The sequence below is a fragment of the Kitasatospora sp. NBC_00039 genome (assembly GCF_045160625.1).
Lineage (GTDB): Bacteria > Actinomycetota > Actinomycetes > Streptomycetales > Streptomycetaceae > Kitasatospora.
The window spans coordinates 6,276,133-6,294,092 of record NZ_CP108289.1 but is presented as its reverse complement, the minus strand read 5'-3'; the positions used below and the strand labels follow the sequence as shown (position 1 = coordinate 6,294,092).

11 protein-coding genes are annotated in these 17,960 nt (G+C 71.9%); 3 read left to right on the top strand and 8 right to left on the bottom strand.

What is annotated here, in order from left to right; translation table 11 throughout:
- Positions 1 to 25: 25 nt before the first annotated feature.
- Together OG286_RS27965 and OG286_RS27960 are read left to right on the top strand one after the other, a co-directional pair.
- On the top strand, positions 26 to 571 hold the full coding sequence (locus OG286_RS27965) for an FHA domain-containing protein (RefSeq protein WP_396319475.1): 546 nt from the start codon (positions 26 to 28) through the stop codon (positions 569 to 571).
- Between the two features lie 342 nt (positions 572 to 913).
- Positions 914 to 1,507, top strand: coding sequence for a DUF6891 domain-containing protein (locus OG286_RS27960; RefSeq protein ID WP_396319476.1), 594 nt, complete (start codon positions 914 to 916; stop codon positions 1,505 to 1,507).
- A gap of 94 nt (positions 1,508 to 1,601) precedes the next feature.
- Here OG286_RS27960 and OG286_RS27955 read toward each other — a convergent pair whose 3' ends face one another.
- Together OG286_RS27955 and OG286_RS27950 are read right to left on the bottom strand one after the other, a co-directional pair.
- The gene (locus OG286_RS27955; protein ID WP_396319477.1) at positions 1,602 to 2,360 is read right to left on the bottom strand and encodes a hemerythrin domain-containing protein; all 759 of its coding nucleotides are present in this window, start codon (positions 2,358 to 2,360) and stop codon (positions 1,602 to 1,604) included.
- A gap of 194 nt (positions 2,361 to 2,554) precedes the next feature.
- Positions 2,555 to 3,622, bottom strand: a complete 1,068-nt coding sequence (locus OG286_RS27950) for an alpha/beta hydrolase (protein WP_396319478.1) — start codon at positions 3,620 to 3,622, stop codon at positions 2,555 to 2,557.
- 394 nt (positions 3,623 to 4,016) lie between these two features.
- On the opposite strand from OG286_RS27950, the gene OG286_RS27945 reads away from it, so the two are divergent.
- A complete protein-coding gene (locus tag OG286_RS27945) occupies positions 4,017 to 4,796 on the top strand; it encodes an SDR family oxidoreductase (protein ID WP_396319479.1) in 780 nt (259 codons plus the stop codon).
- 29 nt (positions 4,797 to 4,825) lie between these two features.
- Here the strand turns inward: OG286_RS27945 and OG286_RS27940 are convergent, their stop codons facing one another.
- The 6 genes from OG286_RS27940 to pulA form a co-directional block, all read right to left on the bottom strand.
- Positions 4,826 to 5,047 carry a hypothetical protein gene (locus OG286_RS27940; protein WP_405359616.1) on the bottom strand — a complete coding sequence of 74 codons (222 nt, stop codon included), beginning with the start codon at positions 5,045 to 5,047 and terminating at the stop codon, positions 4,826 to 4,828.
- Positions 5,048 to 5,178: 131 nt separating this feature from the next.
- Positions 5,179 to 6,924 (bottom strand): carbohydrate-binding module family 20 domain-containing protein, encoded by a 1,746-nt coding sequence (locus OG286_RS27935; RefSeq protein WP_405365854.1) that lies wholly within the window; start codon positions 6,922 to 6,924, stop codon positions 5,179 to 5,181.
- A 591-nt stretch (positions 6,925 to 7,515) separates the two neighbouring features.
- A complete protein-coding gene (locus OG286_RS27930) occupies positions 7,516 to 7,854 on the bottom strand; it encodes a P-II family nitrogen regulator (protein WP_396319482.1) in 339 nt (112 codons plus the stop codon).
- Positions 7,851 to 9,176 (bottom strand): ammonium transporter, encoded by a 1,326-nt coding sequence (amt, locus tag OG286_RS27925; RefSeq protein ID WP_396319483.1) that lies wholly within the window; start codon positions 9,174 to 9,176, stop codon positions 7,851 to 7,853. Before amt ends, OG286_RS27930 begins: the two co-directional genes overlap by 4 nt.
- A 311-nt stretch (positions 9,177 to 9,487) precedes the next feature.
- On the bottom strand, positions 9,488 to 11,821 hold the full coding sequence (locus tag OG286_RS27920; RefSeq protein WP_396319484.1) for a M4 family metallopeptidase: 2,334 nt from the start codon (positions 11,819 to 11,821) through the stop codon (positions 9,488 to 9,490).
- 558 nt (positions 11,822 to 12,379) lie between these two features.
- Positions 12,380 to 17,905, bottom strand: coding sequence for a pullulanase-type alpha-1,6-glucosidase (gene pulA / locus OG286_RS27915; protein WP_396319485.1), 5,526 nt, complete (start codon positions 17,903 to 17,905; stop codon positions 12,380 to 12,382).
- Between the last annotated feature and the right edge of the window lie 55 nt (positions 17,906 to 17,960).

Genomic DNA, 17,960 nt, shown 5'->3' with positions numbered 1-17,960 from the left:
GGGCGGCTGAGCCGACAATCGGGCCATGACGTCTCCTGAGATCCGGACGCACGTGGTCCGGCCGTCCGAGGTCGAGCGCGAGCAGGCGCTCGGAGTGCTGCGGGAGGGCGCGGGCAGCGGCCGGATCTCGCACGACACCTTCCTCGGCCGGATGGAGCTCGTGCTGCACGCGAGCAGCCGGGCCGAGCTGGACGAGGCGATGGCGGGCCTGCCGGCCGGCAACCCCGTCGGGCGGTTCCTGCTGCGGACGGTGGGCCAGGTCTCGGCGTTCGGCGTGCGGCTGCGCGGAGCGTGGCGGATCGAGCGGCTGCCCGGACTGAGCCTGCCGCAGGGCGGGGAACGTCAGCTGACGATCGGACGGGTCCCCGGCTCGGGGCTGCGACTGCACGACATCTCGGTGTCGCGCCACCACGCCGAGCTGCGGCGGGAGGGCGACAGCTGGGTGCTGTACGACCTCGGCTCGACCAACGGCACCCATGTGAACGGCCTCCGGATCGCGGGCGGGGTCCGGGTCCGCCCGGGTGACCAGGTCCGCTTCGGCAACCTGGAGTTCCGGCTCGCCTCGGGCTGAGCGGCGACCGGCCGAAGCGGCAACTCGCTGAACCACTCGGCGACCATGCCGATCTGACGTGGCATCACGGGCGTGCCCGATCGGCTCCGGGCAGCGGCGACCGGCCGCTACCGGTGCAGCCGGCGGCCAGGTGGTGCACCCGCTTTGCCGGCCGCGCACAGGGCGGGCGGCCGGCGGCAGGGCCGCGTACACGTCCGAGCCGGCGCCGGAGCCGGCGGTCAGGCTGCGGTCGGCGCCTGGCAGACGGGTGATCAGGGGGCGGTCGGAGACTGGAGAACACCGGCGGACGGCAGCCCCGGGCCCGGCGGCGGGAGTGTCGGTGGGCGGTGCGAGGATTCGGGCATGAACCAGGAGACCGAGCTCACCTTCGATGTACGGCGCGAGGCCGAGGAGCGTGCCCGCGAGTTGATCCGGTGCGGCTTCCAGGAGTCCGACGAGATAGCCGAGTCCCTGGTCGACGAGTTCGAGGACCAGGGGCTGGAGGAGGAGGACGCCGAGGAGATCGTCGCCCCGCTCTGGCGGGAGCGGCTGGACGAGCAGGCGTCCTGGCCGGAGACGACGGACGTGGACCGGCTGGAGGAGGCGTTCGACGCACTGGAGGACCAGGGCATCGTCGCGGCCATGGACTTCACCTGCTGCGCGAGCTGCGGCTACGAGGAGATCGGCGGCGAGGCCGAGGAGGACTCCCGCGGCTTCGTCTTCTTCCATCAGCAGGACACCGAGGGCGCCGCCGCCGGGCGCGGGCTGATGCTGCGGTACGGCGGGTTCCGCGCCGAGGGCGAGCCGAAGGAGTCGGCGGAGCGGCGGACGGTGGAGATCGGCCGCGAGGTGGTCGCGGCGCTGGAGGCGGCGGGCCTGCCGGTGGAGTGGGACGGCTCGCCGGGCAAGGCGATCGCCGTCACCCCGCTGACCTGGCTCAACCGCCTGCCGGAATAGGCTCCCGCCGTCCGCTCGGGCGGTCAGCGGCCGACGAAGCATGCCGGGCATATGCCACGCGCGTAGATCACCGGCCCGGAAAAACGGCCACCGGTCACTCGGCGGCGCCGTCCCGGACGTCGGGCGGGCCCCAGAGCGGGGCGGTGCAGCGCTGGTAGGTGGACTGCCAGTGCGGCCAGCTGCGGGCCACGTCGTCATCGCAGTCCGCGATCAGCCGCTCGACCTGCGCCGGCTCGACGCCGTCCAGCAGCCAGGCGAGCGCGTCCGCCGTGCCCGGGCCGTCGGCGGAGCGCAGCAGGTCCAGCAGCTCGGGCAGGCCGCCGACCCGGGAGGTGGTCTTGAACACCAGCTCCATCCGGGGCAGCAGCTGCCGCTCCTCGATCCGCAGGTGGGTCTCCAGCCGGGCCGCGAGGTCCTCCATGGCGTAGGCGACCGGCCAGGCGCTGCCCGCGTCCCGGCTGGCGATCCGGACCAGGGTGCCGACCCGGGTGAAGGAGTGGTCGAGGTTGTGGTGGTCCTCCTCCAGCCAGTTGAGCAGCAGCCGCAGCTCGGGCGCGAAGCGGCGGACGATCGGCCAGACCCGGCCGTCCTGCTGCTCGTGGTGGCAGGTCAGCATCGCGTTGACGAAGTGCCAGTGCCGCAGCAGTGCCGCGCCCTTCTCGTCCTCGCCGGGCTGGAGCAGCCGCAGCGCGTTGGGCAGCCGCGCCAGGTCGCGGCGGAGCGCCGCGTGCACCAGCCGCAGCCCGGCGAACCGGACGGCCTGCGGCTCCTCGTCGGCGGCCTGCACACGGTCGGAGCCCCGCTGGGCGGGGGCTGCGGGCGGGGACGCTACGGGCAGCAGATGGCTCGGCATGACACTCTCTTCACGACTTGGCACGGCTGGTGGACGGCGGTTCCACCAAAGTGCTCACAGTCGATCAGAGCCGAATCAATGTCCGATTGACGTGCAGGTCAGCGGGCCGGCCGGAGCTGCCCGGCCCGCCGGAAAGCGTCGGCGCCGGGGGCCACGGAGGCACTCCCGGCGCCGGCGGCGCGGCACGGACCGGGTCAGTCGCTCGCCGGGCCCGCCAGGTTCTTGCTGAGCCACTGCAGGGTGTCCGGGATCATCTTCTTGAAGTCGCTGGTGAGGTGCTTGCCGCCGGGCTGCTCGTAGTACTCGACGGAGAGCGGCGGCGCGGCCTTGGCGACCCACGCCTTGACCAGCTTGGTCTCGTATCCGTTGGCACCGCCGGCGGTGGCCAGCATCTTCACGTCGGCCTTGCCCTGGGCGACCATCACGTCGGGGCTGTTGGCCTGCCGCTCGGCCTCGTGGCCCTTCCAGAACCCGGAGTCCGGGTTGAAGTAGCCGTCGATCGGGACGGCGGCCTTGAACTTGTCCGGGTACTGGAGAGCGAGCTTCGCGCTGCAGAAGGCGCCGGTGGAGGCACCCATCAGGCCCCAGCCGTCACGGCCCTTCACGGTGCGGAAGTTGGCGCGGACGAAGTCCGGGATGTCCTCGGCCATCCAGGTGCCCATCTTGGGCTGGCCGGGGATGTCGGAGCAGTCCAGGGCGTTCTTCTCGTCGGAGGTGAAGTTCTGCACCGGCATGATCATGATGAACGGGTGCGCCTTGCCGGCCTTCGACAGTTCGGCGTCCTGCTGCTGGATCGGCAGCTGGTCGTCGGTCCAGGTGTTGTAGCCGTTGCTCTGGCCGCCCGCGTAGAGGGTGAGCACGGGGAAGCCCGACTTGGCGAACTTCGGGTCGTTGTACTCGGGCGGCAGCCAGACCCAGACCTTGCCGGAGACCCCCGACTTGGGACCGGCCAGCGTGGTCACGAAGATCTGGCCGACGGGGGTGTCCCGGGCCTTGGCGAGGGCGGCGGTCGGACCGGTGGGCATCAGGACCTTGCCCGAGGCGGTCGGGGTGGCGCCGGCGGGCGTGGCGGAGGTGCTGCCCCCGGCCGTCGGGCTGCCCGGGGCGCTGCCGCTCGTGCTCGGCGTACCGGCGGCCTTGGCGGAGTCCCCCTTCTTCCCGCCGCCGCTCTCCGTACTGCCGCAGGCCGCCAGCGAGGCGGCCAGGGTGAGGGCGGCGACGCCGGTCAGGACGGCGCGAATACGGGTGGGATGCGGCTGCACGGTGAGGACTCTCCGACCGGTGTCGCGCCCGCTCCGTCGGGAGTCGGGCGGTGGCCCCCGGGTGGGGCCGGACAGGCCCGGGGCGCGACGACGTCCGTGACCCCCCGGGAGTCGGCGCGCCCTCCCTCGCGGCGGCGCGCCGTCCTGCGATCTTATGACGTGGGCCGGGGCGGGCCGGTTGCGGTACGACCGACGTCGGTCCAACGTTTGATCCTGATCCGGTAAAGACTTCCGGCACCCCCTGCCGACCGGCGGGGAGGCGCACCCGCCGGACGGCGGGGAACACAGTCGCGCAGGTGCCGCGCCCGCCGCGTTCTGGGCCCTCGTACCAGTGACTCCGGGAGCCGGATCGGGGACGATCGGCTCGCCCGTACCACCGCCCGAGGAGTCCGCCATGCCCCAGCAGATCGCCGTCGTCACCGGAGCCGGGAGCGGGGTGGGCCGCGCCGTGGCCGTGGAGCTGGCCGCCGCGGGCTGGCGGCCGGTGCTCGCCGGACGGCGGGAGTCGCCGCTGCGCGAGACGGCCGGGCTCTGTGATGCGGCCGCACCGGGGGCGGCGGCCGGGACGGACGACGGCGGGGCCGCCGTGGTACCGACCGACGTCACCGACCCGGCGGCGGTGGACGCGCTCTTCGCGGCGGCCGCCGAGCGGTTCGGCCGGGTCGACCTGCTGTTCAACAACGCCGGGACGTTCGGCACGCCGACCCCGGTGGACGAGCTGGACGTCGCCGAGTGGCGGGCCGTGGTCGAGCTCAACCTGACCGGGGCCTTCCTCTGCGCACGGGCCGCGTTCCGGCAGATGAAGGCCCAGGACCCGCAGGGCGGCCGGATCATCAACAACGGCTCGATCTCGGCCCACGTGCCGCGCCCGCAGTCGATCGCGTACACGGCGACCAAGCACGCCGTGACCGGGCTCACCAAGTCGCTCTCGCTGGACGGCCGCCCGTACCGGATCGCCTGTGGGCAGATCGACATCGGCAACGCCGCGACCGACATGACGGCGGCGATGAGCGTCGGCGTCCGGCAGGCGGACGGGCGGGTCGCGGTGGAGCCGACCATGGACGTCGCCGACGTGGCCCGCACCGTGCGGCACATGGCCGGGCTGCCGCTGGAGGCCAATGTGCAGTTCGCCACCGTGATGGCGACGGCCATGCCCTACATCGGGCGCGGCTGAGCGCAGCCCCGGCGGCCACGAGGCCGGCCCTACTCGTCGTGGGAGTACCGGTAGCGCCACCGGGCGCCGGGCTCGTCGAGCCGGTAGACGCTGGTGGTCGGCCAGTACTCACCGGCCTCGGTGACGGGCAGTTCGGCGCGGAGCACCATCCGCAGCGGGGGCGGCGGGGCGGTGGCGTTGACGCGCTCGCGGTGGCCGTCCCAGCGGCCGCCGCAGAGTTCGGCGTCGAGGACGACGGGGAGGGCTCTCATTCCGTGATGCTGGCAGCGTTCACCCGTCACGGGAGGTTTGACCCGGCGACGCCACTCGCAAGGGGGAACCGTCGAACGACAGGCTGACGGCCGCCCCTTCCCCGTCGGGAAGGAGCGGCCGTCAGCACGTGTCACGGACGCCAGGTGTCGTTCAGCGTCACCGCGCCCGAGGCGGGCACCGTCGCGGTCCGGTTGGCGCCGGACTCCCAAGTGACGTTCCCGGCGGCGTCCTTGCGGATGTACTTGTACTCGAACGCCGCCCCCGCGGACATCGCCACGTCCAGCTTCCAGACCGGGTAGGCCGCCGAGGAGAGCAGCAGCGCCTTACCGGTGTCCCAGCCGCCGAGCGCCGCAGTGCTGCCGGCCACGTAGATGTTCTGGCCCAGGACGGTGGTGGCGTTGACCGCGAAGGAGGCGCCGCCGCTCACCGGGTTGCCGCCACCGGAGCCGCCCGGGGCGCCCACGTACAGCGCCACCGCGTCGCCCGCGCCGACGGTCGCGGTGAACCGGCCGTCCGAACCGACGGTGTACGACGGCCCGGTGCAGCCGCCCGCGGCCGGGTCGCCGTGCTGGACGTCGCAGTACGAGCCCGCCGGCAGCGACGTCTGGAAGGTCTGGGTGACCGGTCCGGACTCGCGGTTGACCGCCACGAAGCCCTTGTTGCCGCGCCCGAAGGCGATCGCGTTGTTGCCGTTGGACCACCAGTTGGTGACCCCGGTGCCCGCCACCGCGTTGCGGAAGCCGACCATGTTGGCCACCTGCCGCCACGCGTGCGTGCAGTTCCAGCCGTCGCTGTAGCAGGCGTTGACGGTGCCGCCGTTCGGCGGGCCGTCGTCGTGGCCGGTGAAGGCGTAGCCGGAGTAGACGTTGGGCGCGCCGTACGGGTACGCGAGCATGAAGACGTTGGCCAGGGTGTAGGCGGAGCCGTCCTTGTAGGTCAGGGTGGAGCCGTTGCGCTCGGTGTCCCAGTTGTCGACGAAGGTGCGGGCCTTGTCGCTCGGCAGCAGGCCGGAGCCCCAGTTCGCCAGGTCGGCGATCCGGCCGCCCTGGAAGGCGCTCTTCAGCCAGGTGCCGGAGCGGAACTCGTCCACGTCGCCGGTGCCGGTGTACTCGGAGGGCTGGATCGGCTCGCCCGCGCCGTAGATGACCTCCTGGACCCAGTACGCGTTGGGGTTGGCCGTCTTCGCCTTGATCGCGGCGAGGTCGGCGGCGGCGATGTGCTTGGCCGCGTCGATCCGGTAGCCGTCGACGCCGAGCGAGGCCAGGTCGTTGAGGTAGCCGGCGATGGTCTGCTGGACGTAGGCGCTGCCGGTGTTGAGGTCGGAGAGGTTGACCAGCTCGCAGTTCTGCACGTTGGAGCGGTCGCCGTAGTTGCTGATCGCGGCGCGGCAGGAGTGGAAGTCCTGGTCCTGGTAGTACCCGGGGTAGTTGTACTTGGTGTAGTTCGTCCCGCCGGTGCCGGTGCCGGAGCCGGCCGACATGTGGTTGATCACCGAGTCGGCGACCACCTTGACGCCGGCCGCGTGGCAGGTGTCGACCATGCTCTTGAAGGACGCGCGGTCGCCGAGGCGCCCGGCTATCTTGTAGCTGACCGGCTGGTAGGAGGTCCACCACTGGCTGCCCTGGATGTGCTCCTGGGGCGGCGAGACCTCGACGAAGCCGTAGCCCTTCGGGCCGAGTGTGTCGGTGCAGGCCTTGGCCACGGAGTCGAAGCGCCACTCGAAGAGGGTCGCCGTGACGTCCTTGCCGTTGCCGGGCGGGGAGGCCTGGGCGGGGGCGGCGCCGAACGCCGCGGTGAGCGAGAGGGCGAGCGCCGCCGAGGCGGTGAGCGCGCCGGCCGTCCGGGCAGGCCGGCGGGTGGGGGCGGTGGTGACCACGATGTCTCCTGGGGGCTGGGGTGGGGGCAGCCTGGGGTACCGCTCGTGAAAGATTGCTGAAACTTTCTGGAAACTTGCAGCGCTGAACCTAGAGTCGTGGCCAGGGCCCGTCAAGGGCTTGGAAGCAACGTTTCTGCAGCTCCGGAAAGCTCGTATGCGACGCTCCCGCCTCCATCGCACGGACGGCCGCGGGTCGACGGCATGGGCAGGCGGGGATCACCTAGGACGATCGTGGACGAACAGCCATGTCGGACGAGCGGTCACGCCGAAGGAACGGCGCACGGGCGGAATCGGGCGGGGGCGGAACGAGCGGGGCGGGGAGTCCGAGCAGTGCGCGGTCGACGGGGCCCGGGGGCTCACCCTGGTCGCCGCGCACGCGCACGCTGCCGCCCGCGGGGCTCTGGAGGCGCTACGACAGCGGGCAGGGCGGCAGGCACGGCCCCGACATGCGCAAGGGCTCTCACGGGCCGTCACGCCGCCCTGCGCCGCCCGCGGCGAGTCCGCCCGGGCGGCCGGGTGCAGCTGCTCCACCGGCGGCACCGGCACCGCCCGCAGGCGGCCGGGCTCCCGGGCGGCGCCCCGGGAGCGGCCCTACACCGCGTCCGGCCCGCGTTCCCCGGTGCGGACCCGGATGATCGACTCCACCGGCACGGCCCAGACCTTGCCGTCACCGATCTTGCCGGTACGGGCGGCTCGGACGATCTCCTCCATCACCCGCTCGGCGTCCTCGTCCTCCACCACCACCTCGATCCGGGCCTTGGGCACCAGGTCGATCCGGTACTCGGCGCCCCGGTAGACCTCGGTGTGGCCGTGCTGCCGGCCGTACCCGCTGGCCTCGGTGACGGTCAGTCCGTGCACACCGACGGCCTGCAGCGCGTTCTTGACCTCGTCCAGCTTGAACGGCTTGACGATCGCGGTGATCAGCTTCATGCGGAGGAGGCCCTGTCGGACGGGTGCGTGAGCACGGTGGTGGCGGCGTGGGCGGTCGTGCCGTGCCCCAGGACGCCGTGATCGTACGCGGTCTCGGCGTGCAGGGCGAGGTCCAGGCCGGTGAGTTCGTGCTCCTCGCTGGCGCGGAAGCCCATCACCCGGTCGACGGCCCGCCCGATCCCGTACGTCGCGGCGAAGGCGTACGCCGCGACGGCGAGGATCGCCACCAGCTGCTTGCCGAGCTGCCCGAGGCCGCCGCCGTGCAGCAGGCCGGCCGGGCCGCCGGTCATCGCGGCGGTGGCGAACAAGCCGATCAGACCGGTGCCGATGACGCCGGCCACGAAGTGCACGCCCACCACGTCCAGCGAGTCGTCGAAGCCGAACCGGAACTTCCAGCTGACCGCGTACGAGCAGACCACACCGGCCGCGAGCCCGATGAGCAGCGCGCCGAGCAGGTCGACGCTGCCGCACGACGGGGTGATCGCCACCAGGCCGGCCACCGCGCCCGAGGCGGCGCCCAGCGTGGTGGCGTGACCGTCCCGGCGCTTCTCCACCAGCAGCCAGCCGAGCAGCCCGGTGCAGCCCGCCGCCTGGGTGTTGAGCAGAGCGGACGCGGCCAGACCGTTGGCGCCGAGCGCCGAGCCCGCGTTGAAGCCGAACCAGCCGAACCAGAGCAGGCCCGCGCCGAGCAGTACCAGCGGCAGGCTGTGCGGGCGCATCGCCTCCTTCCGGAACCCGATCCGCGGGCCGAGCAGCAGCGCCAGAGCCAGGCCGCTGGCCCCGCAGTTGACCTCGACGACGGTGCCGCCGGCGAAGTCCAGCGCGCCGAGCTTCGACAGGATCCAGCCGTCGGGGGCGAACACCCAGTGCGCCACCGGGACGTAGACCAGCAGCGTCCAGACGGCGGTGAAGGCCACCCAGGAGCCGAACTTCGCCCGGTCCGCGATGGCGCCGCTGATCAGCGCGGCGGTGATGATCGCGAACGTCAGCTGGAAGGTGGCGAACAGCACGGTGGGCACGTGGCCGGTGAGCGAGGTGGGGGTGATCCCGGCCATCCCGAGGTGGTCCGGGGCGCCGATCAGACCCCAGCCGCCGGCGTCCCGGCCGAACGCGAGCGAGTAGCCGGCCAGCAGCCAGACCACGGTGACCACGGCGATCGAGACGAAGCTCATCATGATCATGTTGAGCACGCTCTTGGTGCGGACCATGCCGCCGTAGAAGAGCGCCAGCCCGGGGGTCATCAGCAGGACGAGCGCGGTGCTGGCGAGCAGCCAGGCGGTGTCACCGGTGTCGAGGCCGGGCGACGAGTCAGCCAGGAACATAGGGGAGCCTTCCCAAAGGCCTGCGTCAGGGTGGGGTTCGCAGGTCGCGGTTGGGAGAGTGTCGCGAGGACGGATTTCCGGTCGCGGACGGACACGTTTCGCCGGTGTTTCGTGTTGCCCGGCGGTTGCTCCGCAGTTGCCGGGCGGTTTCCGAAAACTCACCTGCCCGGCCCACGGCACCGGGCCCGGCCCGGCCCAGCCCACTACACGGCACCGGCACCGGCACCGGCCCACGACACAGGGCCCGGCAGCAGTCGCTGCCGGGCCCCGCACCTGTCTTACCTGGTTCCGCCGGCGCTACCGGCCCGGGTTCAGCTGGTCTGGATCGAGGTGTCGTCGATCACGAAGCTGGTCTGCAGCGAGGAGTCCTCGGTGCCGGCGAACTTCAGGGTGACCGTCTGGCCCGCGTAGGACGAGAGGTCGAAGGTGCGCAGCTGGTAGCCGGCGGCCGCGTCCACGTTGGAGTAGGTCTTCAGCGCGGTGCCGTTGACCGTGACGGTCAGCTTGTCGTACGCCGTCGTGCCGGTCTCGGCCGTGTCGACGTGCAGGTAGAAGCCGAGCGACGCCTTGCAGCCGGCCGGGATGGTGACCGTCTGCGAGAGGTTGTCCGAGTGGGTCGAGCCGTAGCCGTTCAGCCAGGACTTCCAGGAGCCGGAGTGGGCGGCCTGCGAGGCGCTGTTGTCCACGACGCCGCTGGTGGCGGTCCACGGGGCGGCGCTGCCGGTCTCGAAGCCGGCGTTGCCGAGCAGCTGGGCCGGGGTGCAGGTGCCGCCACCGCCGCCGGAGACGGTCCAGGTGAAGCTGGCGGAGCCGGTCTTGTTGGCGGAGTCCTTCGCGGTGACGGTCACGTTGTACGTGCCCGCGGCCGTCGCGGTGCCGGTGATCTTGCCGCTGGAGCTGATCGACAGGCCGGTCGGCAGACCGGTGGCCGAGAAGGTCAGCGGGGCGGTGCCGCCGGTGGCGGCGATCTGCAGGTTGACCGCGCCGTTCAGCGCGGTGCTCTGGTTGCCCGGGCTGGTGACGGTGACGCCACCCGGGTTCGGCGCGGTGCCCACGTTGACGCCCGCCCAGGCGGTGCTGACCGCGTTGAGCTCGGCGCTGCCCGCGCCGTACAGGTCGGTGGCCGCCTTCTCCGTCGCGATGCGCGCCGCGGCGTAGTTGGTGGTGGAGGTCATGTAGGTGGTCAGCGCGCGGTACCAGACCGCGGCCGCCTTGTCCCGGCCGATGCCGGTGACGGTGATGTTGCCCTGGGTCGGCGAGTTGTAGCTGACGCCGTTGATGACCTTCGCGCCGCTGCCCTCGGACAGCAGGTAGAAGAAGTGGTTGGCGACACCGGACGAGTAGTGGACGTCCTTGTTGCCGACGGTGGAGGACCAGTAGTCGGCCGAGCCGCCGTCCTTGGACGGCTTGTCCATGTAGCGCAGCGGGGTGCCGTCCCCGTTGATGTTGATCAGCTCCCCGATGAGGTAGTCGGGGTTGTCGGTCGGGATGTTGGCGTAGAACTCGACCATGGTGCCGAAGATGTCCGAGGTGGCCTCGTTGAGGCCGCCGGACTCACCCGAGTAGTTCAGGTTGGCGGTGGCCGCGGTCACGCCGTGGCTCATCTCGTGGCCCGCGACGTCGAGCTCGGTCAGCGGGTGGGTGTTGCTGTCACCGTCGCCGTACGTCATGCAGAAGCACGAGTCGTCCCAGAAGGCGTTCACGTAGTTGTTGCCGTAGTGGACGCGGCTGTAGGCGCCGACCCCGTCGTTGCGGATGCCGTTGCGGCCGAAGGTGTTCTTGTAGTAGTCCCACGTGGCCGCGACGCCGAAGTGGGCGTCGACCGCGGCGGACTCGCTGTTGGCGACGGTGCCGTCGCCCCAGCTGTCGCTGGACTTGCTGTACAGGGTGCCGGTGCCCGAGGTCCCGTGGTTCAGGTTGGTGGTGTACATCCCACCGCGGGCCCCGTCCTTCATCTGGTACGACGAACCCGACTGGGTGGTACCGATGGTGACGTTGCCGACGAAGACGCCCTTGCCGGTGCCGGTCTGGATGCCCTCGAACTTCTGGATGACCTGACCGGAGGTGGCGTCGGTGACCACGTGCAGCTTGCTCGGGGTGCCGTCGGCCTCGGTGGAGGTGACGACCGTCTCCCAGGCGAGGCGCGGGTTGTTGTCGGCGGCCCAGACCACCAGGCGCGGCGCGGCGTCCAGCGAGGAGCCCGAGGCGGCGGCCAGCGCGGCGGACTGCGCGGCCGGCGCGGCCAGCTTCGGCGTGGTGCTCACACCGGTCAGCGCGGCGGTGCTGGCGCGGTCCACGCCCTTGGTCGCACCCGTGGCGGACTGGTGGACCACCAGGTCGCCACCGAGGACGGGAAGGCCGTTGAGGGTGCGCTCGTACCGCAGGTGGCGGGTACCGTCCGCGTCCTGGGACACGTCCTTGGTGACCAGCTTCTCCTCGCTGCCCAGGCCCAGGGTCTGGGCGAGGGAGGTGGACTGCTGGCTCGCGGAGGCGATCAGCTGGGCGCGGCTCGCCTGCTGGGCGGCAACGGCTGCCGGAGCGTCCGGGGTGGCCGCCTGCGCAATGACCGGAATGCCGGTCACCAGCAGCGCGGTGGAGGCGGCCATGACAACCGCTGCCTTCCGGGCCTGGGTGTAACGGGACATGCGGACTCCTTTTCCGACCGGCGCGGGTTCGCGAACGGTGGAGAGAACCTGGCCGCAGGGTTGCGGCGCAGTGGGGGCCCCCGCCGCCGGGTTCGCGGCGCGGGTGCGGTTGCGGAGCAGTTGCCTAGCGAGTTCTTGGCAGGGGGACGCGCTGTTCGTGACCTGGGACAGCTGCACCGGGGGGTGGGGCCCCCTCGATTGCAGCCGGGGGAATCGTGGCAGCAAACGAGTCGTTAATGACAGATGCATGCCACGGATTGGCCGATTAGCTACCGGACCCGTTCATCCGTCAGGCGGGCATTCGTGTTACAGGCACACAAACTCTCGAAGACGGTTTTCATTACCGCAGGAAAGGTTCGATCACCCTCGGCGGCCACTGACCAGCACTCAGGGCACCTCGGACGTCCGAATGGTGGACGGCAGCGCCGCACGGGTGCGGCACGTCACCATTCAGGCCGTGCCAGGGTCGGATTTCGGCCATACCCGTCGGCGTCCGGTCCGGAACGCACCGGGCCCCGCTCCGCCGGCCGGCGGAGCGGGGCCCTGCCGGGCGGCCCGTCAGTGCTGGACGAACACCGCCACGGTGCGGCCGGGCACGGTGAAGGTGCCGGTCGCGGCGTCGAATCCGGCCTGTCGGACCACCTGGTCCTTGCCGCCCGCCTGGACGGGGTGCAGCGCCTGCGCCGTCCCCTTCAGCGCGGCCACGGTCTGCCCCTGCGCGGCGGGCGTGGCGTTGAACACCACGGTGACGCCCTTCTCCGCGCCCGCCAGCCCGGTGCCGTCCAGGTGCAGCGTGATCACCCCGGGCGTCTCGCCGGCCGTGCCGGAGAGCGGGTAGGAGAGCCGCTGCTGCACGGCGGCGAGGGTGGGCAGCGAGAACAGCGGCGAGCCCTGCTTGATCTGCAGGAACTGCTGGTACTGCGCACTGGCCGCCCGGATGTCGGCGGCGCCCACCGTCAGCTTCGGGTCGGCCAGCAGGGACTTGGCGGCCGGCCACATCTCCTTGTTGTCCGCGGCCGGCGGCAGACCCCGGCCCCAGCCGTTGCCCTGCGCCGGGTCCCAGTGGATGGCGTTGAACCAGTCCCCGGAGTCGTAGGAGTTGGCATCCAGCGACTTGGAGCGCAGCAGGTCGCTGCCGGCCTGGGCGAAGCCCGGACCCTGGGTCAGCGCGGTCAGCGAGAGCGCCAGTGCCTGCATCCGGGCCCGGTCGGCGGGCGCGGTGCCGGCCGGCAGCTTGTACGCCAGCGCGTCGAACAGGTCGGCGTTGTCGTGCGCGTCCACGTACTCGACGGCCTCGCCGGGCTTGGCCGCGTAGCCGGTCGGGGCGCCGTTGTAGTCGACGCCCGCGCCAGTGACGGACTTCCCGGAGCTGTCGGTGAAGCGGTAGCCGGCCAGGTTGCCGGTGAGCGCCACCTTCAGCTGGTCCATCTGCTTGAGCAGCCGGGCCTTCTGCTCCTCCGGGCTGCCGTTGGCGGGCGAGCCGTTCGGGTCGGTGAACAGCCCCGAGGCGAAGCCCTGCTGCGGGGCCGAGGAGAGCTGGAAGTTGCCGCCGCGCGCCGCGTCGCGGATCCGGTCGTCGAAGGTGGCGATGCCGGTGCCGGCCATGTTGAGCTGGGTGGCCTGCTCGAACCGGGCGTTGTCCGCGACGACACCGAAGTTCCAGCCCTCGCCGTAGAGGAAGACGTTCTTCCCGTCGACGCCGTCCGAGTCCGGGGTCATCTTCCGCAGCGCGGCCTGCACGTCCAGCATGGTGGACTTCGGGTCGAGGCCCATCAGGTCGAAGCGGAAGCCGTCCACCTTGTACTCGCGGGCCCAGGTGGTGACCGAGTCGACCACCAGGCGGTTCATCATGGCGTGCTCGGGCGCCGTGTCCGAGCAGCAACTGTCGGTCGTCACCTTGCCGTTGGCGTCGAGGCGCTGGTAGTAGCCGGGGACGACCCGGTCCAGCACCGAGTGCTCGGCCTGGCCGCTGGCCGCGGTGTGGTTGTAGACCACGTCCAGGACCACGCGCAGCCCGGCCGCGTGGATCGCCTGCACCATCTGCCGGAACTGCACGGTCCGCGCGGTGCCCCCGGGGTCGGTGGCGTACGAGCCCTCCGGCACGTTGTAGTGCAGCGGGTCGTAGCCCCAGTTGTAGGCGTCCTCGGCGGCCACGGCCGCCACGCACTCCTGCTGCTTCTCGCTGTCCGCCGCAAGGGACTTGAGGTCGCAGGCGGGCAGCTTCTGCTCGGCCCGGTTCTCCCGGATGGTGGCGATGTCGAAGGTCGGCAGCAGGTGGACGGTGGTCACGCCCGCCTTGGCCAGCTCGCGCAGGTGCTGCATGCCCGCCGACTGCGACTCGGTGAAGGCCAGGTAGGTGCCGCGCTCGGCGGCCGGCACGGTGGTGTCCTCGACCGAGAAGTCCCGGACGTGCAGCTCCTGGATCTGCTGCTGCGCGGGCGCCACGGCCTTCGGGACGGTGTGGTTCTCCCAGCCCTGCGGTTTGAGCTCCTCGGCGGCGAGGTCGGCGACCAGGCTGCGCCTCGAGTCGGCGGAGAGGGCGACCGAGTACGGGTCGGTGACGGTGTTGACCACCAGCTTCCGGACGCTCGGCGCCCAGACCTTCACCTGGTACAGGTAATACTTGCCGTCCAACTCGGCCTTGTCCCGGACGAGTTCCCAGACGCCGGTCTCGTCGTCCAGCTTCAGCGGCACCGTCTTCGGAGTACCGCCGGCCGGGCCGTCGAAGAGCTGGACGGAGACCTCCTGCGCGGTCGGCGCCCAGACCGAGAGCGCCACCTTGCCGTTGTAGTACGCCGGGCCGAAGTCCACCCGGCCGGTGCGGCGCGCGTACAGGTCGTCGAGCACGCCGGGGGTCTGCACCCCGGTGGCGGCCAGGGCGGCGCCGCTGGGCAGGTGCTCGGTGAAGAGCAGCTGGCTGCGGAGGGCCTGGGCGACCCGGCCGGTGTCCCGCGGGTCCACCGTGAAGGCGCGGTAGCCGGCCAGGTGCGGGAACTTGGCCTTCTGCGCGTCGGTGAGGCCGCCGGGGGCGGGCGTCAGCCGGATCCACTGGCCGGGCCTGCTCAGCACGCCCTTGTCGGCCGTGATGGCACCCTCGGGGTCGTACACCAGCTGGGCGCTGGTCCCCCCGGCCAGGGCGGCGTCGGCCGCACCGTAGGCGGCCGGGACGACCACCGTCCGGGCGTCGATCCACTGGGCCTTGGCCGAACCGAGGTCCACCTGCGAGGAGGCCGCGGCGTTCTGCGGCAGCAGGTAGCCCTCGCGGCCGCCGAGGATCCAGACCTCGCGGCCGTTGACGGCGAAGTCCAGCGACTGGTCGCCCGGCAGGTCCTTGTCGTTGCCCTTGTGCAGGATGTAGCTGAGGCTGGTCGCGCCGGGGGCCAGCGGCACCTCGAAGACGGCACCGAAGGCGTCGCGGCGCACCGGCTGCAGCGGGTTGCCCCAGTCGGTGGGGCTGGCGGCGCCGGTCCAGTCGTGCAGGCCCCAGCCGTCGTAGTCGCCGTCGGCCCGGTTGTAGTGGATCACCGCGGTGTCGGCGGGCTGGGTGTTCACCGGTCCGGGATTGGCCGTCCGGACGGCCTGGTCCCCCTCCTTGAGCCAGATCTCACCGCCCGCGCCGACGTCGAGATGGCGGTCGGCGTCCACGTCCTTGACGCCGTCCTTCTCCACGATGAAGCCCACGTCGGAGGCGCCCGGCTTCAGCTTCACGTAGGCGAAGGCGCCGTACGCGTCCCGGCCGGTGAAGCCGTGCCCGACCGGCCAGGGGGTCGCCTCGCCGTCCGCGAGGTCACCCCACGCATAGAGGTTCCAGCCGTCGTAGTCGCCGTTCTTGCGCTGGTAGTGCACGACGGCGTACGGGCGGGCGGTGGCGCTGGGCACCGGCTTGGGTGCGGGGGCGCCGGTGGTGAAGCTGCCGGTGGCGGAGCGCAGGTGGCCGGACGAGTCCTGCACCACGGCCTTGTACCGGACCACCGTGCCGGGGGCGACGGTGCTCAGGTCCTGGGTGACCTGGAATCGCCTGTGGCCGTCCGGGCCGGACCTGCCCGTGTCGGAGGTGCCGAGCACCTGCCAGGGCGCGTCGCCGACCTGCGCGGCGAAGGAGACCCGGTTGAAGCCGCCGCCGTCGACGTCGGCGCCGATGGTGACGGCGCCGGACGAACCGTCGGCCGGGGCCTTCACCCCGATCGCCGGCGCGGCCGCGACGGGGGCCGGCCGGCCGGCCGCCTTGAGGACGACGGACGACAGCGCCGGCACGGTGACGGTGACCTTGCGGTCCGCGCCGCTGGTCAGCCGCTCCCCCGCCGCCGGGTAGATCCGGTCGAAGCCCTGACCCGCGGAGAAGGTGTCCAGGGTGACGGTCTTTGCCTCGGTCGCGTTGTTGACCGCGACCAGGTACTCGATCTGCTGCCCGGCGTCGATCCGGGAGAAGGCGTACACGCCCGCGCCGTCCGCGGCGTACCGCTCGATCTGGGCGCCGTCGGCGAGCGCCGGGTGGTCGTGCCGCAGCTTGGCCAGCCCGGCGATGCCCTGGTAGAGCTCGCCGCCCTGTCCGTAGCGGTCGGCGGAGCCGGCGGAGCCGCCGAGCACCTGGTCGCTGTTGTAGGAGGGGGTCTGCGAGGCGAAGAGGTCCTGCCGGGCGTCCTTGTCGCCGCCCGCGCCGGTGAAGCCCTGCTCGTCGCCGTAGTAGACGACGGGCTGGCCGCGGGTGAGGAACTGCAGCTCGTTGCCGAGGCGGTCCTTCTTCAGCAGGGTGGCCTCGTCCGCGCCCTGGTTGTCGCCGAGCAGGAAGGAGCCGAAGCGGCCCATGTCGTGGTTGCCGAGGAAGGTGGGCAGCTCGTAGGCGTCGGTGTCGGCGGTGGTGTAGCGGTAGTCCTGCCCGTACACGTCGGCGAGGCCCGAGGCCGGGCCGCCCTGCGAGACGTAGGAGCGGGCGGCGTTCTGGAACGGGAAGTCCAGCGTGGCCTGGAGCCTGCCCTTGGTGACGTACGGCGAGGTGACCGCCGGGTCGCCGGAGTAGACCTCGCCGAACATGAAGAACTTCTTGTTGCCCTGCTTGGCCGCGAAGTCCTTGAGCGCGGGCGCCCACTGCTGCCAGAAGGCCATGTTGACGTGCTTGACGGTGTCGATCCGGAAGCCGTCCACACCGGCGTCCTTGACCCACTGCTGGTAGACCTTCTCGAAGCCCTGCACCACCTTGGGGTTCTGGGTGTCGAGGTCGTCCAGGCCGGAGAAGTCGCCCTCGGTGGCGGACTCGCCGACGAAGGTCGAGTCGCCCCGGTTGTGGTAGAGCGCGGGGTCGTTGAGCCAGGCCGGGGTCTTGGCGGTGGCGTCGGCCGGGTTGCGGAAGACCGGGCTGTACGGGAACGAGTCCTTGGTCAGCTTCGGCCAGGCGGCGCCGGCGTCGGCCACCGCGGTCTCGTCGACCGGCCGGCCGTCGGCGTCCAGCACCGGGTAGGCGCCGGCGGAGCGGTAGCCGTACTGCTGCTGCTGGTAGTCGATGACGTCGGCGGTGTGGTTGGTGATGACGTCGAAGAAGACCTTGATGCCCCGCTGGTGCGCCTTGGCTATCAGCTCCTTGAGCTGCTCGTTGGTGCCGAAGTGCGGGTCGACCTGGGTGAAGTCGGTGATCCAGTAGCCGTGGTAGCCGGCCGAGGCGTTCTCTCCCGTGCCCTGCACCGGCTTGTTCTTGAAGATCGGCGCCATCCAGATGGCGGTGGTGCCGAGGTTCTGGATGTAGTCGAGCCGCTGGATCAGGCCGGCGAGGTCGCCGCCGTGGTAGAAGCCCTTGTCGGCGGGGTCGAGGCCGTGGTCCAGCCGGCTGCCGACGATCCCACCGGTGTCGTTGGCGTGGTCCCCGTTGGCGAACCGGTCCGGCAGGACGAAGTAGAACTGCTCACGGGTGAGGTCGTGGCGGCCGGCGGTGGCGGCGAGCGCGGCGTCCGACGGCGGGGCGGGCGGGGCGGCGGCGAACACGGCCGGGGCGGTGCCGAGGGTGGCGGCGGTCAGCGAGGCGGCGAGCAGCACGGCCGTCCGGCCGGGTCTGCGGGTGGTGCCGCGGCGGCGCCGGGGCGGGACATCGGCCACTGAGGGCTCCCTGCGGGGGAAAGGGGTGATCGAGTTGCCAGGACGCTAGCGGGCT